Origin of the sequence: Sphingopyxis granuli NBRC 100800 (assembly GCF_001591045.1) — a bacterium.
GTDB lineage: Bacteria > Pseudomonadota > Alphaproteobacteria > Sphingomonadales > Sphingomonadaceae > Sphingopyxis > Sphingopyxis granuli.
Map to the genome: position 1 here is coordinate 17,482 of NZ_BCUA01000008.1, position 17,701 is coordinate 35,182.

12 protein-coding genes are annotated in these 17,701 nt (G+C 66.8%); 3 read left to right on the plus strand and 9 right to left on the minus strand.

The window, feature by feature from the left end; translation table 11 throughout:
- Positions 1-57 precede the first annotated feature (57 nt).
- The 3 genes from SGR02S_RS03545 to SGR02S_RS20200 are packed head-to-tail and all read right to left on the minus strand — an operon-like array spanning position 58 to position 3,324.
- Positions 58-2,043, minus strand: a complete 1,986-nt coding sequence (locus SGR02S_RS03545) for an outer membrane protein assembly factor BamB family protein (RefSeq protein ID WP_067105738.1) — start codon at positions 2,041-2,043, stop codon at positions 58-60.
- Entirely contained in the window at positions 2,043-3,104 is a 1,062-nt protein-coding gene (locus SGR02S_RS20660) for an alpha/beta hydrolase family protein (RefSeq protein ID WP_067105740.1), read from the minus strand. Before SGR02S_RS20660 ends, SGR02S_RS03545 begins: the two co-directional genes overlap by 1 nt.
- Positions 3,031-3,324, minus strand: coding sequence for a hypothetical protein (locus SGR02S_RS20200; RefSeq protein WP_169799628.1), 294 nt, complete (start codon positions 3,322-3,324; stop codon positions 3,031-3,033). The genes SGR02S_RS20660 and SGR02S_RS20200 overlap by 74 nt, the downstream gene beginning before the upstream one ends.
- A gap of 129 nt (positions 3,325-3,453) precedes the next feature.
- Here SGR02S_RS20200 and SGR02S_RS03555 point away from each other — a divergent pair, with 129 nt between their 5' ends.
- Positions 3,454-4,851: a spinster family MFS transporter gene (locus SGR02S_RS03555; protein ID WP_212597385.1), complete on the plus strand. Its 1,398-nt coding sequence runs from the start codon at positions 3,454-3,456 to the stop codon at positions 4,849-4,851.
- A 224-nt stretch (positions 4,852-5,075) separates the two neighbouring features.
- Here SGR02S_RS03555 and SGR02S_RS03560 read toward each other — a convergent pair whose 3' ends face one another.
- Together SGR02S_RS03560 and SGR02S_RS03565 are read right to left on the minus strand one after the other, a co-directional pair.
- Complete coding sequence (locus SGR02S_RS03560) at positions 5,076-6,584, minus strand: MFS transporter (protein ID WP_169799629.1); 1,509 nt, start codon at positions 6,582-6,584, stop codon at positions 5,076-5,078.
- 92 nt (positions 6,585-6,676) lie between these two features.
- Positions 6,677-9,955: an acetyl-CoA carboxylase family protein gene (locus SGR02S_RS03565; protein WP_067105744.1), complete on the minus strand. Its 3,279-nt coding sequence runs from the start codon at positions 9,953-9,955 to the stop codon at positions 6,677-6,679.
- 823 nt (positions 9,956-10,778) lie between these two features.
- Between SGR02S_RS03565 and SGR02S_RS20695 the strand changes: the two genes are divergently transcribed.
- Positions 10,779-10,880, plus strand: a complete 102-nt coding sequence (locus tag SGR02S_RS20695) for an MgtC/SapB family protein (RefSeq protein ID WP_156482959.1) — start codon at positions 10,779-10,781, stop codon at positions 10,878-10,880.
- 120 nt (positions 10,881-11,000) lie between these two features.
- Here SGR02S_RS20695 and SGR02S_RS03570 read toward each other — a convergent pair whose 3' ends face one another.
- The 4 genes from SGR02S_RS03570 to SGR02S_RS03585 form a co-directional block, all read right to left on the minus strand.
- Complete coding sequence (locus SGR02S_RS03570) at positions 11,001-12,140, minus strand: NAD(P)/FAD-dependent oxidoreductase (protein ID WP_067105746.1); 1,140 nt, start codon at positions 12,138-12,140, stop codon at positions 11,001-11,003.
- 49 nt (positions 12,141-12,189) lie between these two features.
- On the minus strand, positions 12,190-13,614 hold the full coding sequence (locus SGR02S_RS03575; RefSeq protein WP_067105748.1) for a CapA family protein: 1,425 nt from the start codon (positions 13,612-13,614) through the stop codon (positions 12,190-12,192).
- 65 nt (positions 13,615-13,679) lie between these two features.
- Positions 13,680-15,173, minus strand: a complete 1,494-nt coding sequence (locus SGR02S_RS03580) for a sensor histidine kinase (RefSeq protein ID WP_067105750.1) — start codon at positions 15,171-15,173, stop codon at positions 13,680-13,682.
- Between the two features lie 3 nt (positions 15,174-15,176).
- Positions 15,177-15,842 carry a response regulator gene (locus tag SGR02S_RS03585; RefSeq protein WP_067105752.1) on the minus strand — a complete coding sequence of 222 codons (666 nt, stop codon included), beginning with the start codon at positions 15,840-15,842 and terminating at the stop codon, positions 15,177-15,179.
- 210 nt (positions 15,843-16,052) lie between these two features.
- Here SGR02S_RS03585 and SGR02S_RS03590 point away from each other — a divergent pair, with 210 nt between their 5' ends.
- On the plus strand, positions 16,053-17,675 hold the full coding sequence (locus SGR02S_RS03590) for a serine hydrolase domain-containing protein (RefSeq protein WP_067105754.1): 1,623 nt from the start codon (positions 16,053-16,055) through the stop codon (positions 17,673-17,675).
- Positions 17,676-17,701 lie beyond the last annotated feature (26 nt).

The window sequence follows — 17,701 nt, forward strand, 5'->3', positions numbered from 1 at the left end:
AGCATGTCAAAGCTGGCATCGGTCGGATGAACCGCGCCGAAACCGCTCGCCGTCCCGTCATTTGCCGTCTACGGAAAAGGCCATCAGGACATTGCCATCGGCGTTGCGCATGCTGGCACCGCCGGTTGCCCCCGAACGACCCGCATAGCCGGAATGGACATAAACCATTCCGCCCGCGACCGTCGGCCCCCCGCCGTCCATGACGCCGCCATAGGCGGTTCGCCCGCTCAGCGTCATGATCGGTTCGCTGCCGGTGTCGACGTCCCAGACGATCTTGCCCGTTCCCGCGTCATAAGCGCGGAAATGACCGTCATAGGCGCCCGCGAAGACGATGCCGGGGATGACCGTGATCGCCTGCGACATCGCGCCGTGGCACCAGAAGCTGGTCCAGCGGCATTTCGGCGTCGGCGAATTGGGGCTGTTCCAGATGACCGCGCCGGTCGCGGGGTCGAGCGCCCACAGCCCGGGCTTGCCCTTCGGTCCGAGAACGATGTCGGAAATCGCAGCATAGACGCGCTCCTTGTCGGCGGCGAGACCGAATTCGACACCGCCAAGCGCGCTGCCCTCGCTCAACTGCCGTTCCCAGACGATACGACCGTCGAGCGGGCTGATGCCGAAGACCTTGCCCGATTTCTGACCGACAAGCAGGATGTCGGTCCCGTCCGGCAGCGCATGCAGGATCACCGCGGCGCCGATCGAGAAGTCGGGTCCCAGCGGATCGGGGCAATTCGCCGGCCGGTCCGGTCCGGTCCGCCAGCAGCCGTCGATATAATTGTCGTTGGGCGTAAGCTGGCGCGCCCAGCGGATCTCGCCGCTGTCCACGTCGATGGCCAACACCGAATCCGCATTGTCATAGGGCATGTCGGTATAGCTGTTCGACGTGCCGACATAGACGGCGCGGCGCTCGGGATCGATCGTCGGCGCGACCCAGATGGCGCCGCCCGACGGCCCCCACATTTCTTTGCCCGCGCTGTTGATCTTGAACGGCCGGGGTTCGGCCTCGGTGGTATAGCGTTTCCACAGGATACGGCCCGTCACTGCATCGAGCGCGACGAGGGCGCCGCGGAACTTGCAGCAGACCCAGTCGGGCGATTGCGCGAACGCTTCGTTGCCCGACGATATAGGCACGAAGATCTTGCCCTCCCAATAGACGAGCGAACCCGTCATCTGCAGGCCGGGCTGGTCGTCGATGACGGTTTTCCAGAGCTGCTTGCCGGTGTCGGCATCGATCGCGACCGCGCTCTTGGTCCAATCCGAATAGAAGAGCGCCGTGCGCGCCTGCGACCCTATCGGCATTTCTGCGGCGACGACGCTGGTTCGGGTCGCCGCTCCGGCGGCGTGGCGCCAATACACGCAGCCCGTCTTGGCATCGAGCGCATAGACGGCGCCCGACATGCTGGTGGTGAACAGCCTGTCGCCGATCACCGTCGCCTGTCCGTTCTTCGCGCCCGGATATTGGAACGCCCATTTCAGCTTCAGCTTCGGAACATCGGCTGCCGCGAGCCCCGGCTTCGGCTGATAGTGCGCATTGTCGAGCGTGACGCTCCAGCCGTTCCACTGATGCTCGGCCGCCAGGTCAAGGGGGCGCGGCGGCGTGGCGCATTGCGGCGCGTCGAGCGGTGTTCCCTCGACGCCGTCGCCCCAGATCGCCTTGGGATCGACATCGGCCAAGGGGCCTGTGTCGACCTCGCTGACATGCCGCGCGATCGCGATCATCTCAGCGTCGGAAAGTCCCGCCGCCATCGGTACCATTGCGCCCGACTTCATCGAAGCCAGGATGAAGCTCGGCGGGTTCTTCGACAGCACTTCGCGCGTCGGCGTGCGATCGGTGGCATTGTCGTGGCAACTCGCGCAGCGGCTCTGATAAAGGGCGGCGCCGTCGGGCGTCGTCGCATGCGCGGGTGGCGGGCCGGCCTCTTCGGAGGGCGTCGCCGCGGCGTGAGCACAGGCGGCCGCCAGCAACGTGGCGGCAGCCCCAAGCAGCCATTTGTATTCGCGACGCGTTTCGCCGCGAGCGGCATCGTTCGCAACCCGATACGCCATCAATAATGATCCTCGAAACGGCCGATTTTGCAGGCATAGCCGTCCGGCGGCGGGGTCAGCCTGAAGCTCTCGGGACTGCTGCCCTTCGGGTGTGAAGCGAGCGTCCGCAACGCCCACAGGTTGAACGCATCGGTGCCGATCTGCGGCCACATATGGCCGTGCGTCGAACTGCACGCGACATGCACCACGTTCGGCTGGCTGCTGAAATAGTTCGAGGCGGCCTGCGTGCTGGGACGGTAATCTGCGCAAAGGCCGATCGCTCCCCCGCAATCCCAGAGATCCTTCTCACCACCCCAGACGGTAATGACGATTTCCGGCCCCAGTCTCGCAGGCAGCGGATGCGGACCGACCCGGCCCTGAAAGACCTTTTTCGGATCGGCCGCAACCGCTGCGCGGGCGTCGTTGAACGACAGGGAAGAGCCGTCGTCGTTCCCGACATACCATTCGCCCGAAATCGGCATCCCGCCCGCCCAGAAGTGCGAATCGAACAGCAGCGCGCGATTGGTCATCGTGCCGCCGGCCGAAATGCCGCCGATGTAATAGCGCTTTCGGTCCAGTTTCCATCGGGTCGCGACGCAGCCGACCATCGCCTTGAAGAAGCGGGCGTCGGGTCCGGCGTCCTGCCGCCATTTGTCGCCTTCCGGACCCGCGGCCCGTCCGTCGTTCCAGGGATTCCAGTTCCAGCCGTTGCTGCCCGGACCGTTGCAGGCCCCCGCTGCCAGGTCGGGGTCCTGTTCGGCGCATTGACGGACCGGCGCAATGACCATGAAACCCGCCTCGGCCAGCTTCGCGTTGTTGCCGCTCCGCAGGACATGGAGGTTCCAGTTGGCCGATTCCACCGTGCCCGACATCGGCACCCACACCGGCGCCGGCCTGTCCGTGTCGCCGACCGGCGGCACGACAATGAAGGCCCGCTTCTGGCCCTCGAACTCGAAATCCTTGTTCAGCCCCGCTTGCGGTTCGAATCCTTCGGGGCACGCCGGCCGGTCATGCGCGGCCGCGGAGACCGGAGCGATCAGAAGGGTCAGGGCCAGCGCGGCGCCCGAACCGGATCGGCGCATCGCGCGACTCGCAGGAATCAAGACATTTCCCATGATCCACTCCCATATAGCCTCCCCCTTGCATACTGCGTTTCTCAATATTGTCCAGCGCCGCGTTTAACGCTCTTATTTTTACGTATCGCTGTCCGCATAATGAAATATAAGAAACTAAGGATGCAAAATCCTCCATAAAATTTTGATAATTCTCGGTTGGGTTATCATTTTTTGAGAATTTATCCATGTTCCCCTTGCATGCAGCGGTGAAGGCAATATGAACGGCGGGAAAGGAGGCGCCGACCTCCGCAGCGGGAGCGCACGCGCGATGACTTCAGCCACAATGCATTCGCCCGCGGACTCGCAACGGCGGCTCGTGCTCTGGCTCCTCGTTGCCGCCTATACGCTCAATTTCGTCGATCGCACGATCGTCGCGGCCATCGGCCAGGCGATCAAGGACGACCTCAAGATCACCGATACCCAGCTCGGGCTTCTCGGCGGGCTCTATTTCGCGCTCCTCTATACGATCTTGGGGATTCCGCTGGCCCGGCTGGCCGAGCGCGCGTCGCGGGTCAAGATCATCTCGGCGGCGATCTTCATCTGGTCGGGCTTCACGGCGCTTTGCGGCATGGCCTCCAGCTATGCCATGCTCGCGGCCTGCCGCTTCGGCGTCGGCGTCGGGGAGGCGGGGCTTTCGCCGCCCGCGCATTCGCTGATCAGCGATTATTATGAGCCCGAGAAGCGCGCGTCGGCCTTGTCCATCTATTCGCTGGGCGTTCCGATCGGCGTGATGATCGGCGCCGTCGGCGGCGGATGGCTGGCGCAGAATTATTCGTGGCGGGTGGCCTTCATCGTGCTCGGGCTGCCCGGCGTGCTGCTGGCCCTCGTCATCAAGTTCCTCGTGCGCGAACCCGTGCGCGGGGCAATGGAAGCCGAACCGTCCGGCCCGCTCAAGCCCTATGTGCTGCGCGAGGATGTTCTCGAAACGGGTCGCGTGGCCCGCGCGATGTTCAGAAACTGGACACTCTTCAACATGATGATGGGGATCACGCTGATCAGCTTCGCCGGCTATGGCGGCGGCGCCTTCGTGCAGCCCTATTGGAGCCGGACGTTCGGGCTCGACTATGCGCAGGTCGGATTGATCACCGGCCTGATCGGCGGAGCCAGCCAGGGCGCGGGGGTCCTGCTGGGCGGGCTCGTCAGTGACCGGCTCGCGCGGCGCGGCGCGACCATATGGTATGGGTTGGTGCCCGCAATCGGCATCGCGCTGTCCTATCCGCTGATCGTGGCGATCTACACCGCCGACAGTTGGCAGGCGGCGGCGGCGTGGATGCTGTTCCCCGGCGCCCTATCCTATACCTATATGGGTCCGACCTACGGCGTGGTGCAGAACGCCTTTCCGCCGGAACGGCGCGCGACCGCGACGGCAGTGCTCTTCTTCGTGCTCAACCTGATCGCGCTCGGCTTCGGCCCCCCGCTGACCGGGTGGCTCATCGACCATCTGGGCGCCTTCCATCACGCCTATCCCGCAGTCGAGGGCATCGTGCCGGCGCTCGTTCATCTATTCTCGATCGATGCGGGGGCGTTCCAGGCGGCATGTCCAGGCGGCGCTGGGCCGATAGCGGGAAGCGCCGCCGACCGTGCCTGCCGGGCTGCGGTCGAACTGGCCACCCGTCAGGGGGTGCTGATCGCTTATGCAGTCGGCCTGTGGGCGGCATTGCATTATCTGCTTGCCGCCCTCGGCCTCCGCCGCGGGATGCCACGCACAGATTGAACGCCATCCGCCACGACGTCGCACAGGACGCCCATGCAATCCGGCGGCGCGGCCTTTTCGGGCAGAATCGCCGTATGGCCCCGCATCGCCAGCCAGGCTATGCGCCGCTCGCTCCCATAGCCCGCAGTCCATGAAGAGCAGCGAGGTCCGCGGGCGCCTGCCGAGAAAAGGCGCCGACCGCTGCTAGTTTCTCCCGATTGGCTCAGGACGCTGCCAGCGTCACATCATGGGTCGCTGGCGATTTCAGACTCATCGGCCTGCTGCATTGCGATCTTGCGGAGATTTGCCTCATGGACCTCGCGATTGATGGGAAAGGCGATGATGGCGAGCAAGCCGCATATCTGCAGCGCCATGATCACCGCCGGCTCGGTCAGCGCCAGCATGGTCAGGACGTCGGCCGGCACCTCGCCTTGCTTCGCGCTTTCGGGAAAAGCGACGAAGGAGAGGATCAGCCCGGCGCCGAACACGCCGACCCCCGACATCGCCTTCAGGAGAAACGCGTTGGCCGAAAAGATCAGCCCGGCGGAATCGCGGCCCGTGCGCACTGCGGCATATTCGACCACGTCGGCGAACATCGACGAGCCCATCGTGCCCGCGCTGACCGCGATCGTCGTATTGATGAAACCCATCACGAACAGCGCGACATAGAGCATCTGGGTGCCGTTCTCCGGCGCGATGCCGAGCAGGCGGCTGAAATACATGATCGGGCTGCAGATGATCGCGGCGATCGACAGCATGATCGCCGCGCGCTTCTTGCCGAGCTTCGCCCCCAGCCACGGCGCGAAGAAGAGCGCCGTGACCAGCGCCGCGAAATAGCCTATCATCAGGCCTGAAATCTGGTCGCCGGTCAGTTCCCAGAAATAGATGCGGAAATAGGTCAGCGTCGCGGCAACGACACCCGCCGACGCCGAGGCGAAGAAGGTCCCCACCGCCAGCAGCAGGAACGGCTTGTTGACCAGCGTATCCCATACTTCGCGCGCGCTCTGCGCCAGCACGAACGGACGCCGCGGCGGCGGCGGCGCGAAGCTCGGGATGTGCCGCGCGGTGCCGAGCGAGGAGATGACGATCGCGGCGAGCATGATGAGCGAGGCGACGAGACCGTAATCGGCATAGCCCTGCACGTTCAGCTGGCCGCCGGGATCGTCCGGGCCGGGGCGCAGGAAATAGCTGAAGGCGAGGATGTTGCTCCCCAGCCCGCCGACATAGCCGAAGAACCATCGCCAACTCATGAAGGCGGTGCGCTTGTCATAGTCGCGGACCAGATCGACGACGAGCGCGCTCGACGGGATTTCGTAGACCGAAATGAAGACGCGGATCAGGATCGCGAGCCATGTCAGATACCAGAACAGGCCATCGGGCCCGAGTCCCTCCGGCGGGTTCCACAGAAAATAATAGCTGATCGCGATCGGCAGGGCCGCGCCCAGCATGAAGGGGTGCCGCCGCCCCCAGCGCGAGCGGACGCCGTCGCTCATCCGCCCGATGAACGGATCGGCCACCGCATCGACAACCAATGCAATCATGATCGCGAACCCGACGGTCGCGGCCGGCAGGCCGAGCGCCTGATTGTAGAAGATCATCAGCAATACGGTGAAGCCGGTGTCCTTGACCCCGAACGCAATCGATCCGATCCCATAGAAGATGCGGTCGACGACCGTCTTCTCCTTCGGTGCGGCGGGCATCGGTCCGGTGCCCTCCAAAGGCGCGGTTTCGCTCTCCATAGAGACGGTCGCCATATGCATCCTCCTGCGGCGCCTCTCGTGAAGCGCTCCCATACTTATTTTCTTAAATTGAAGCTACAGGAGCTTGCCGCCCACGTCAAACCGCTTTACCAGCTATCGATCCAGCGCAATCGCTTGCCGCTCTCCGGCACGGTTGCGGCCGGCGCCGTCCTCAGCGCGGCCGCGATCCATTGCCTTGTGTCCGCCGGGTCGATCACATCGTCGATGCCATAATAGCCCGCCGTCGTGAGCGCCTTGCCGTGCTGATAGAGCTGCGCGACCATTTCCTCGAATTTCGCTTGGCGTGTCACAGGGTCCGCGATCGCATCCAGTTCCTTGCGATACCCCAGTCGCACCGCTCCCTCGAGGCCCATGCCGCCGAATTCGCCCGTCGGCCACGACACCGCGAACATCGACGCCTGATAACTGCCACCAGTCATCGCGATCGCCCCCAATCCATAGCTTTTGCGGAGCACGACCGACAGCAGGGGCACCGTCAGATTGGCGCCGATCAGGAACATCCGCGCCGCGTGCCGGACCAAACCCGTCTTCTCAACCTCTGGACCGACCATGATGCCGGGCGTGTCGCTCAGCGATACCACCGGCAGGCCGTGCGCCTCGCAAAGCTGAAGAAAGCGGGCGGCTTTGTCGGCGGCGTCGCTGTCGATCGCGCCCCCCAGGTGAGCGGGGTCGTTCGCGACGATGCCCACGGGCCTTCCTTCGATCCGCGCCAGTCCGACGATCATGGAAAGCCCGAAGCCGCGGCGCAATTCCATCCAGCTTTCCCGGTCGACGAGCGTCTCGATCAGAGCACGGATGTCATAGACGCGCAGCCGGTTCTCGGGAATCGCATGTCGCAGCGCGCGCTGATCTGCGCACGTCCAATCCGCCAGCCTCCCTTGAAAATAGCCAAGATAGCGCTTGGCGGCCGCGACCGCGGCCACCTCGTCGTCGACCAGGAGATCGACGACGCCGTTCGCGACATGGACCGCGACCGGCCCGACCTCTTCCGGCCGGAACACGCCGAGACCGCCGCCTTCGATCATCGCCGGACCGCCCATGCCGATCGTGGCATCGCGGGTGGCGATGACGACGTCGCTGCAGCCGAGGAAGGAGGCGTTGCCGGCAAAGCAGCGCCCCGCCGCCATGCCGACGATCGGCACCCGCCCGCTGAGCTTGGGCAGCCATTCGAAAGCGCGGATGAAGCCGCCGCCATCGGTATCGCCTGGCCGGCCGCCCCCACCCTCCGCGAACTGAACGAAGGGGATGCGCCAGCGGTCCGCGAGTTCGACCAGCCGGTCGGTCTTGATATGATTGCGCGCGCCCTGCGTGCCGGCGAAGACGGTATAGTCATAGGCCATCGTCGCGACCCGCGCATGCTCCTCGCCGAACAGGCCCGCGTTGACGGTGCCGATCCCCATCACCAACCCGTCCGCAGGGCTCTGTGCGATCAGTTCCTCGGTGGTCGCGCGACGGCTCCGTCCGGCGATGGCGAGACCGCCATACTCGATGAAACTGTCGTCATCGAGCAGGGCGTCGATATTCTCGCGCGCCGTTCGGTGCCCCGTCTTGCGGCGCTTGGCCACCGCATCGGGGCGCGCGATGTCGAGCGTGCCGCGGCGCCGCGCCAACACCTCCGCCAGATCGGCCCGGATATGATCGGGATCGACGGCCGCCGCCTTGGCCGGGACAGCCTCGGCCGCATCCCCGGCTTCGGGTTCGATGAACAGGATCGGCTGTCCTTCGGCGAGCGTGTCGCCGACCGCCGCGACGAAAGAGACCACGATGCCGGCCGCTGGCGCGGCGACGCCGTGCTGCATTTTCATCGCCTCAACCACCGCGATTTCCTGGCCGGGGACGACGCTGTCGCCCGGCTTCACGGTGACGGCGACCAGCGCGCCGAGCATCGGCGCCGCTATCGCCACCATGCCTTCGGGTATTTCGGCGAGTGCGGTTACGGCGGGAATAGCTTCGCGGCCTTCTTCTCCGTCCGAAACCGGCAACGCGGCCTCGGCGGCGAGCAGCGCCGTCAGCCGCTCGTCGACGAGCTGCACATGGGCGCGTCCCGCCAGCACCTCGGGATCGGCGAGCAATGCTCGCAGGAACCCGATATTCGTCGGCACGCCGACAATCCCGAAGCGATCGAGGGCGCGGCGCGCCTTGGCCGCCGCAGCCGGAAAGCCGCCGTAGGGAACACTGACGATCAGTTTGGCGAGCAGGGAATCATAGCGCAGGCTGGTGCGATATCCCTCGCGTCCGAACGTATCGACGCGAACGCCACGCCCCCCCGGCTGCGCGAAGCGCACGATCGTTCCCGCGGCCGGACGCGCCCCATCGGCCGTCATCGTCTCCATGTTCACCCGCACCTGGAGCGCGCATCCGCGCGGCGCCGGCACGCTTGCCTGTTCGAGACCGAGGTCCGCGAGCGTCGCGCCATCGGAAATCGCGAGTTGCAGCCGGACGAGATCGAGGCCCGTAACCTCTTCGGTCACCGTATGCTCGACCTGAAGGCGGGGATTGACCTCGATGAACGCCCAGTCGTCGCCATCGGACGCAACGAGGAACTCGACGGTGGCGAGGCTGCGCAAGCGCGCTTCCGACGCCATGCGCACCGCCGCGTCGAGCAGCGCCGAACGCGTCGCGGGTGGCAGGGCGTCGGCGGGCGCCCATTCGACGATCTTCTGCCGCGCGCGCTGGAGCGAGCATTCGCGGTCCCACAAGTGAGCGACCGCACCGCTCCCGTCGCCCACCACCTGCACTTCGATATGGCGCGCATGCGGAAGCAGCCGCTCGATATAAAGCGCGCCGCTGCCGAAACTGCTCTCGGCCTCGGCCGCGCAGCGTGCGAAGGCGGCGTCGAGGTCCTCCCGCCGTTCGACCGGCCGCATGCCCCGGCCGCCACCGCCTGCGATCGCCTTCAACATCACCGCCGCGCCGTTGCCGAGCCGGTCGAAGAAGGCTCGCGCTTCCTCGATCGTCACCGGTTCATCGGTCCCTTCGGGCAGCGCGGCGCCGCACAGGCGGGCATAGGCCCGCGAGCGCGCCTTGTCGCCAAACAGGTCCAGCGTTTCCGGTTCCGGTCCGACAAAGACGATGCCGGTCGCGGCGCACGCACGCGCGAAGCGTGCATTTTCAGACAGAAAGCCATAGCCGGGATGGATGGCGTCGGCGCCCGCTCGCTGTGCGGCCGCGATCAGTTCCTCGATCGACAGATAGGCCGCGGTTCCCGCACCGGCCAGCGGGATCGCTTCGTCAGCCTCACGGACGTGGAGCGAACCCGCATCGTCTTCCGCATGAACCGCTACCGTCGCGATCCCGGCTTCGGTCGCGGAGCGCATGATACGGACGGCAATCTCGCCGCGGTTGGCAACCAGCAGTTTCTTCATCGCGTTTCCGCCCCTCCCGGCAGCATCTCCATCCCTCTTCTCATACAGGTGCGGCCGTTCATCCTGTCGCCGGGGCTACGAAATCGCTGGAAACGGTCATATCCTTTGCGACCGGAAACTCGGCCGGACAGGCATCGATCGATTTCTCCGCCGGGCCGCACCGCGGCGGCTTCCCGCGGGGCGCGGCATTGTGCGGGTCCCGTTGATCCTCGCGTATTTCAGAATCGGGAGACACAGGCATGGACCCTCCCAATTTATGAGAATTATAGTATGCCTGCGATAATACCGGAATCATGTCAATAGGTTGACGTTCGATCGGCGCCTGCGGCCTGGTTAAGCGCGGAATCCCGATGATCGACGCGGAAGCGCGACTGCGCGACCCGATCGCCGTCGGTCTCTGCGGTACTCGGCCCGCATCCTGCTGGTCGGTTTGCCATGACTGCTGCGAACCGCGATAGCAAGTTCGGGACATGTCATCGCCGGACGCCGTGTCAGCATGATCCATTCGCCGCCATGCGAGCCTGAATGAGCCGCAACGAGCCCGCGCCGATGCCGTCCCATATGACGGCATCTCCCGGTTGCGATCCACACTAGCAACCGGGGAGCGCGGCTTGCGTTGGATGGTCATGCAGACCGATATTTCGCGAACATGACGCCGCGCTGGTCCTCGACACCGTGGGGTGTTCGCCGCGGTCAGAGCGCGGGCAATGACGCACGCGATGCCGCGGACGCCGCAGGGGCGGCGCGCATCCCCCTCATCCCCGGACTCATGCGGGGGGTCGGTTAGGCCATGGACATGCTCAGCCCCGATCTCCTCTGACCGATCGCCGGTGCCGTCGTCGCCGGTGCGGTGATCGGGGGCGAGCGCGAATATCGCGCGAGCCCGGCCGGACTGCGCACGCATATCCCCGTCGCGCTGTCGTGACGGCTTCGAGGAAGAGAAAGCCGAAGCCCTCGTCGCCGCGATCCGCGGGGACGCGGGCATCACCGGTTTCGACATCCACCCCCAGCAAGCTTGACGCACGACGGCGACGCCACACGCTCGTTAGACGGCCCCGACCCCGAGCCGTTCGGGCGCAAGATGGGCGGGTGCGATGCCCCAGTCGGTCAGACCCGCGGGCCATGCGCCGCCGGTGATGAGCACCTCGGCAATCGCGCTCATCGCCGGGGCGGTCTGAAGGCCATATCCGCCCTGACCCGCAAGCCAGAAGAAGCCGTCGGCGTCGGGGGCGAAGCCCGCGACCGGAACGCGGTCGTGCGTGAAGGTGCGCAGCCCCGCCCAGCTATGGCCGATCCGCCGGACGGCAAGCGACGTATAATGTTCGACCTTCGCCGCCGCGAGCGCGATGTCATATTCCTCCGGCTGGGCGTCGGTCGGCTCGCTCGGCACTTCGTCGACGGGGCACGCCAGCAGGCGCCCCGATTCGGGCAGCATGTAGAAATCGTCGACCGCGGTCTTGGTGAACGGCCAGTCGCGAACCTCCTGACCGGGCGGCGCGTCGAAGGCGATGATCGTGCGGCGCAGCGACCGCAGGCCGAGCGGCACAACGCCCGCCAAACGCGCGATCCCGTCGCACCAGGCGCCCGCCGCGTTGACGAGGACGGGGGCGGCGAACCGATCGCCGGCCGCGGTGGTCGCGACCCAGGCCGCCCCGTCGCGGGCGATCGCGACGACGCGGGCGCCCGCGATCGACCGGCCGCCTTCGCGCTTGATCGCGGCGCGGTAATCCTGCTGCAGCGCCTCGCTGTCGAGGCGGCGCGCGGTCCGGTCGAGCACCGCGGCGACGATCCCGTCGCCGCCGCAGCGCAGCACCGGCACGACGGCGCGCACGGCATCGGCGTCGAGGCGTTCGAGCCCGTCGCTATAGGGCCGCATCTCCGCCTCCAGCGCGTCGAGCCCCGCGAGCATCTCCGGCGGCGCGATGAACAGCGCGGAGGACGGGCGCGACAGCGCGGTGCCGTTGGCGCCCACGGTTTCGAAATGGGCGCGGCTGAACGCCGTCATGCCGCGCACCACCGACTTGCCGATGCCGAAATGATAATAGGTCGCGCTGCGGCCGCTCGAATGATAGCCGAAACCGTCCTCGGCCTCGAGCAGGATGGTCCGGCCATGCGGGGCGAGGCGCGCCGCCGCCGACACGCCGGCGATGCCGCCGCCCACGATCAGGAAATCGGCGGTCTGCAAGTCTCACTCCTATGAAACGGCGGCAGGCGCGGCGCGGGCCTCGCCCGGCCTAGTTCGCGACGCGGATGATGCCGACGCCCTTCACGATGTCGATCCGCGTGCCGAAAGGCGCCGACAGCCGCTGGAGCCGTTCGAGGATGCGGGCGCCGGTCGCCGCGTCGGCCATGTTCGGCACCCCGCGCGCCGCGCCCGTCGCGGTGACGCCGAGGTCGATCGGATACAGACGCACCTCGGTCAGCCGTCCGTCGCGAAAATGCGTGGTCGCGATCACCGATTCATAGAGGTTGGGATCGGAAAAGCTCTTCGCGTTGCGCGCCTGGAGCAGTTCGGGGGTCGTCACGCTGCCCGGCGTGACGCCGAACTGGTCGAACATGTCGGCGGGCACATCGTCGAGCGAATTGTTCATCATCGCGAAGTTGCCGAGCGAATAGAAGATCGGCTTGCCCTTATAGATCTCGATGCCGCGAAGCTGGTGCGGCCCGTGTCCCATATAGACGTCGGCGCCCGCATCGATGATCTGGCGGGCAAGACCGGGCGCAAAATCGGCGGGGGTCTGGCTGGCGTTGCCAGGTTCGTGATTGTGCAGCGAAAAGACGACGAAATTGCCGTTCTGCTTCGCCTGCCGCACCGCGAGCAGATTGGCGTCCAGATCCTTCCGGTTGAGATCGTAGCCGATCGTCATCGGGGTCGTCGGAGCATCGACCGCGCGAAAGTCGCGGCCCTTGATCCGCACCGTCGCGCCCGGCTTCGTTCCGGTGATGCGCGCCAGCACCGCAAGGTCGGCTTCGGACACCTGTCCGATCTCGGTGCTGCGGATCGTGTTGGCGCCGGGACGGCCCGGCACACGGCCCAGCGGGTCGGCCGCGGGGGTCATGGGGGTGAAGGTCGTCGTCGCCGAAACGAGCGCGACGCGCCCCTGCGGTCCGTCATAATAGGCGGGCGCGCGCGCCTCCGCCATCGTCCGCCCGGTTCCTGCGCGCACCAGCTTCGCGGCGTCGAGCAGCTTCAGCGTCTCGATCATCCCCTCGACGCCCCAGTCGGTCGCATGGTTGTTGGCATGGCCGACGATATCGATGCCCATGGCGGCGACATCCTTGGGCACCCCCGGGTCGGCGAGCATCCAAGTTCCGCCCGATTCGGCCTGCGGCGATCCCTTGAAGGTCGCGAGGTCGAGCGCGGTGGTCTCGAAATTGCCGAAGGTCACGTCGGCACCGCGCAGGATGCGCAGCATTTCGGGCGCCTGCTTCTCCAGCGTCGCCAGCATCGGGCGCAGATAGATGAGGTCGCCGACGGCGGCGAGGCTGAAATCGCCCGCGATCGGCGTGCTGGGGACCGGCACGGTTTCGAGCGTCTGGCCGCCGCGCTGCTGGGCATGGACCGAAAGCCCGGTCAGCGCCGCCGCGGCCGATCCGGCCAGCAACAGGATGCGCAGGACCTTGGGGCAGGCAGAGGGACGGGCGAAATTGGTCGACATGCGGATGCTCCCCTGATGTGAAGCATAGCGAATAGCCGGCGGCGCTGACACCAACCTGTCATCGGTCAATCGGCGCGCAGAAAACGCACCGTCACGCACAATCCCCGGCCGCTCCGGCCGTCCGCCAGTTCGATCTGCGCGCCCATGCGCTGCGCCAGCGCGCGCGCGATCGGCAGACCCAGACCCGTCCCCGTCGGCTGCCCGCGCCCCTGGATGCGGTAGAAGCGATCCCAAACCTTCTCGCGCTCCGCCTCGGGAATGCCGGGGCCGTCGTCGTCGATCTCGACCAGCGGCCCGCGCGCGTCGTTCGTCAGGCAGACCGAGACCATCCCCCCGGGGCGGCTGTAGCGTATCGCATTGTCGAGCAGATTGCCGATCAACTCGGCGGCAAGCGTGGGCTGGCCCATTGCCATCACCGGACCCTCGCCCTCCTTTTCATAGCTGATGAGCCGGTCGGCCGAGGCCTGCGCGGCGCGCTCGCCCGTCACGCCGGCGGCGATGTCGGCGAGGTCGAACGGCTGCACCGATATCATCCCCTGATCCTCGCTCCGCGCGAGCGCGATCAACTGGCGCAGCAATTGTTCGAGCGTGTCGATGGCGTGCGGAATGTCGGTCAGCGCCGCCTGCCCCTGCCGCGATTGCGGGCCATAGCGTTCGAGCACGTCGAGCTGCACGCGCACGACCGCCAGCGGCGTGCGCATCTGGTGCGAGGCGTTCGAGGTGAACTGGCGCAGCGATTCGCTCGCGCGTTCCAACCGCGCCATCAGTCCGTTGAACGCGGCGACGAAGGGACGAATTTCGGTCGGGGTCGCCTCGTCCGCATCGAGCCGGACCGAGGGAGAGGCGGCGCGCCGTGCCGCCTCGACCTGTTCGGTCAGCGTGCCGAGCGGGCGCAGGCCCCAGCGGATCGCCAGCCAGAACAGCAGGCCGGTCACGAACAGCGCCGTCAATCCGATCATCAGGACCTGCCGCAGGAAGGCGCGCTCGTGCGCCAGGCGGTCGTCGACATAATCGGCGATCTGGATCGCGATCAGTCGGTCGTCGCCGTGCGCGCGGCGAATTTCCATCGCGATCCGCGCGGGCTTTCCGTGCAATGTGCCATCACGCAGATAGGCGGCCTGCGTCACCGCGCGCGCGTCGGCGGGGTCGAGATAGCCGCGCACCAGCCGGGTCTGGCGATAGGCGTTGGTGAAGACCGTCGGGGGATGGCGGTCGATCGTGCCGTCGTCGGTCGGACTATAGTCGACGGGCGGGCGCAGCGCCGCGTCGCCGGCGATCAGCCGGTCGCCGCGCCAGACGCTGTAATGCACGACCGGACGCGCGCGTCGCTTGAGCAGGTGAACCGCGAGGGGGATGAGCCGTTCGCGGTCGGCCGCCGGGCTGTTGTACGCGAGACTCAAGGTGCGCACCGACCCGATCAACACCCGGTCGACGGTATCGGCCTCGTTATTGCGCGCGACCAGCGTCGTGATGATGCCGAAGAACAGCACGAGCCCCGTGAGCGGCAGGAGAACGGCAGCGGTCAGGCGAAAGCGCAGCGAGGGGGGAAGACGGCGCATCGGTCAATCGGTCTCGATCATATATCCGAGGCCGCGCACGGTGCGGATCGCGGGGCCCGACGGTTGCAGCTTGCGGCGCAGGCGCCCGACATAGACTTCGAGCGCGTTGGGCGTCACGGCATCGTCGAAATTGAAGACTTCCGCCGCCAGCCTTTCCTTCGGGATCACCTTGCCCGGCCGCCCCATCAGCGTTTCGAGCACCGCGAGTTCGCGGCGGCGCAGATTGATCGCCCGGCCGTCGAGCGTCACCGTCCGGCTCGAACGGTCGAACGACAGCGCGCCGATCCGCAGCACCGGGTCGGCGGTGCCCTGGCTGCGGCGGACGAGCGCGCGCAGGCGCGATTCGAGTTCGCGCGGACTGAACGGCTTGGCCATATAATCGTCGGCGCCGCGATCGAGGCCGGTGACGCGGTCGTCGATCATGTCGCGCGCTGTCAGGATCAGGATCGGGGTCGTCACCCCGCGTGTGCGCAGCGCCCCCAGCACGTCGAGCCCGTCCATGTCGGGAAGTCCCAGATCGAGGATGATCGCGCTGTAGGGCTCGCTTTCGGCGAGATGCAGCGCGTCTTCGCCATTGGCCAGGCAATCGACCGCGAAGCCGGCCGCCTCCAACGAGGCGGCCATGCCGCGCGACAGGCGCTCGTCGTCCTCCACCAACAGCACGCGCATGATCCGATTCCGCTTCGCTCCCTGCCCTGTTTCGATGGAAATTACGGCCGGCCTCTATCTCCGCATACGGAAATGTCACGCCCGGCACCGATAATTTTCCGTTCATTACCCGAAAGCCGGGCCGCCGTCGTTGGTGTCAGCTTCGTGACAGCGACCTCGATTAGGGAGGCGCGCTCGAACCTTGTCCGCAGCGCCATGGGAGAATCGGATATGAAGACCAGCCTGCCCCTGCTTGCGGGGGCGACCTTGGCCTTGTGCGGCGCGACGCCGGCCGTGGCTCAGGCGCCCGCGCCCGGCGACGCCGCTACCATTGCGCAGCTCGATGGGCTGTTCGCACGCTGGGCGCGCGACGACACGCCGGGCTGCGCGATCGCCATCTCGCGGGGCGGACAGCCGATCGCGATGCGAAGCTATGGCATGGCCAGCCTCGAACTCGGGGTGCCTGCCACCGTCGACAGCATCTACGAAGCCGGTTCGGATTCGAAGCAATTCACCTCCGCCGCGATCCTGATGCTGGCGCGCGAGGGCAAATTGTCGCTCGACGACGATATCCGCAAATATCTTCCCGAAATGCCAGCCTATGCCGCACCGGTCACGATCGCGCACATGCTGCATCACACCAGCGGCCTGCGCGACTGGGGATCGGTTTCGGCGATCGAGGGCTGGCCGCGCAATTCGCGCACCGCGAACAACGACGACGTGCTGCGGATCGCCGCGCGTCAGGCCGAGCTGAATTTCGCGCCGGGCAGCCACTATCTTTACAGCAACAGCAACTACAACCTGCTGGCGATCATCGTCGACCGGGTCAGCGGGCAGTCGCTCGCCGATTTCACCCGCGACCGCATCTTCGTCCCGCTGGGCATGACCAGCACGCGCTGGCGCGACGACCATGGCGACATCGTGCCCGGCCGCACCGGCGCCTATGAGTTCGAAGACGGCGTCTGGCGCAACGAACAGGTGATCGAGGACGCCTATGGCAATGGCGGCCTGCTCACCACCGTCGGCGACCTCGTCAAATGGCAGGCGGCGCTCGACAGCGATTTCTTCGGGCCGGGTTTCACCGCCCAGATTCAGCAGACGACGAAGCTCAACGACGGAACGCCGATCGCCTATGCGCTCGCGCTGGTGAATCTCGACCATCGCGGGCAGCAGGAAGTCGGTCATTCGGGGTCGACCGGAGGCTATCGGGCCTGGATGGCGCGCTATCCGGCGCAGCGGCTCGCCGTATCGCTGCTCTGCAACGCGGGCGATGCCGATGCGCCGGCGCTGGGACGCGCGGCCGCCGATATCTTCCTGCCGCCCGACAACGCCAAGGCCTATGTGCCGCGCGGCGCCGCTCCGACCGGTCTCTATGCCGACAGCGTGAGCGGCGCGCCGCTGCGTTTCGAGGTCGACGACAAGGGCGGCCTGCGCGCCGACGGCCGCGCGCTCGTTCCGGTCGGGCCGGGGCGCTGGATGTTGCGCGAGGATATCTTCGCCTTCGGCGCGAAGGGCAGCCTGGTCCGCGAGACGCGCGAGGGGGAAAAGATTGCCTATCGCAAGGTCGACGCCGTGACCGCGCTCGATCCCGCGCCTTATGCGGGACGCTTCTGCTCGGCCGAAACCGGAACCTGCCTCAGCTTCCAGGCCAGCGGCGGCCAGCTTGTCTACAGCGGTCCGCGCTGGACCGGCCAGCCGCTCGCACCGGCCTATCGCGACGTGTTCACCGGCGCCGCCGCGCCGCGCGCCTCGCGCATCATCGTCAAGTTCCAGCGCGATGCCGCGGGCGCCGTCACCGCGCTCCGCTTCGGCGAGAACCGCGCCTTCGACCTGCTTTTCACGCGCGCGGACTGACCGCCGCTTTCATTCAGCGACATTCA

Bases quoted from the DNA above. Each gene is read 5' to 3' on its own strand.
- SGR02S_RS20660 (WP_067105740.1), bottom strand. From the start codon at position 3,104: ATGCGCCGATCCGGTTCGGGCGCCGCGCTGGCCCTGACCCTTCTGATC.
- SGR02S_RS03545 (WP_067105738.1), bottom strand. From the start codon at position 2,043: ATGGCGTATCGGGTTGCGAACGATGCCGCTCGCGGCGAAACGCGTCGC.
- SGR02S_RS20200 (WP_169799628.1), bottom strand. From the start codon at position 3,324: ATGGATAAATTCTCAAAAAATGATAACCCAACCGAGAATTATCAAAAT.
- SGR02S_RS03585 (WP_067105752.1), bottom strand. From the start codon at position 15,842: ATGCGCGTGCTGTTGGTGGAGGACGACGAGCGCCTGTCGCGCGGCATG.
- SGR02S_RS03560 (WP_169799629.1), bottom strand. From the start codon at position 6,584: ATGGCGACCGTCTCTATGGAGAGCGAAACCGCGCCTTTGGAGGGCACC.
- SGR02S_RS03565 (WP_067105744.1), bottom strand. From the start codon at position 9,955: ATGAAGAAACTGCTGGTTGCCAACCGCGGCGAGATTGCCGTCCGTATC.
- SGR02S_RS03590 (WP_067105754.1), top strand. From the start codon at position 16,053: ATGAAGACCAGCCTGCCCCTGCTTGCGGGGGCGACCTTGGCCTTGTGC.
- SGR02S_RS03575 (WP_067105748.1), bottom strand. From the start codon at position 13,614: ATGTCGACCAATTTCGCCCGTCCCTCTGCCTGCCCCAAGGTCCTGCGC.
- SGR02S_RS03580 (WP_067105750.1), bottom strand. From the start codon at position 15,173: ATGCGCCGTCTTCCCCCCTCGCTGCGCTTTCGCCTGACCGCTGCCGTT.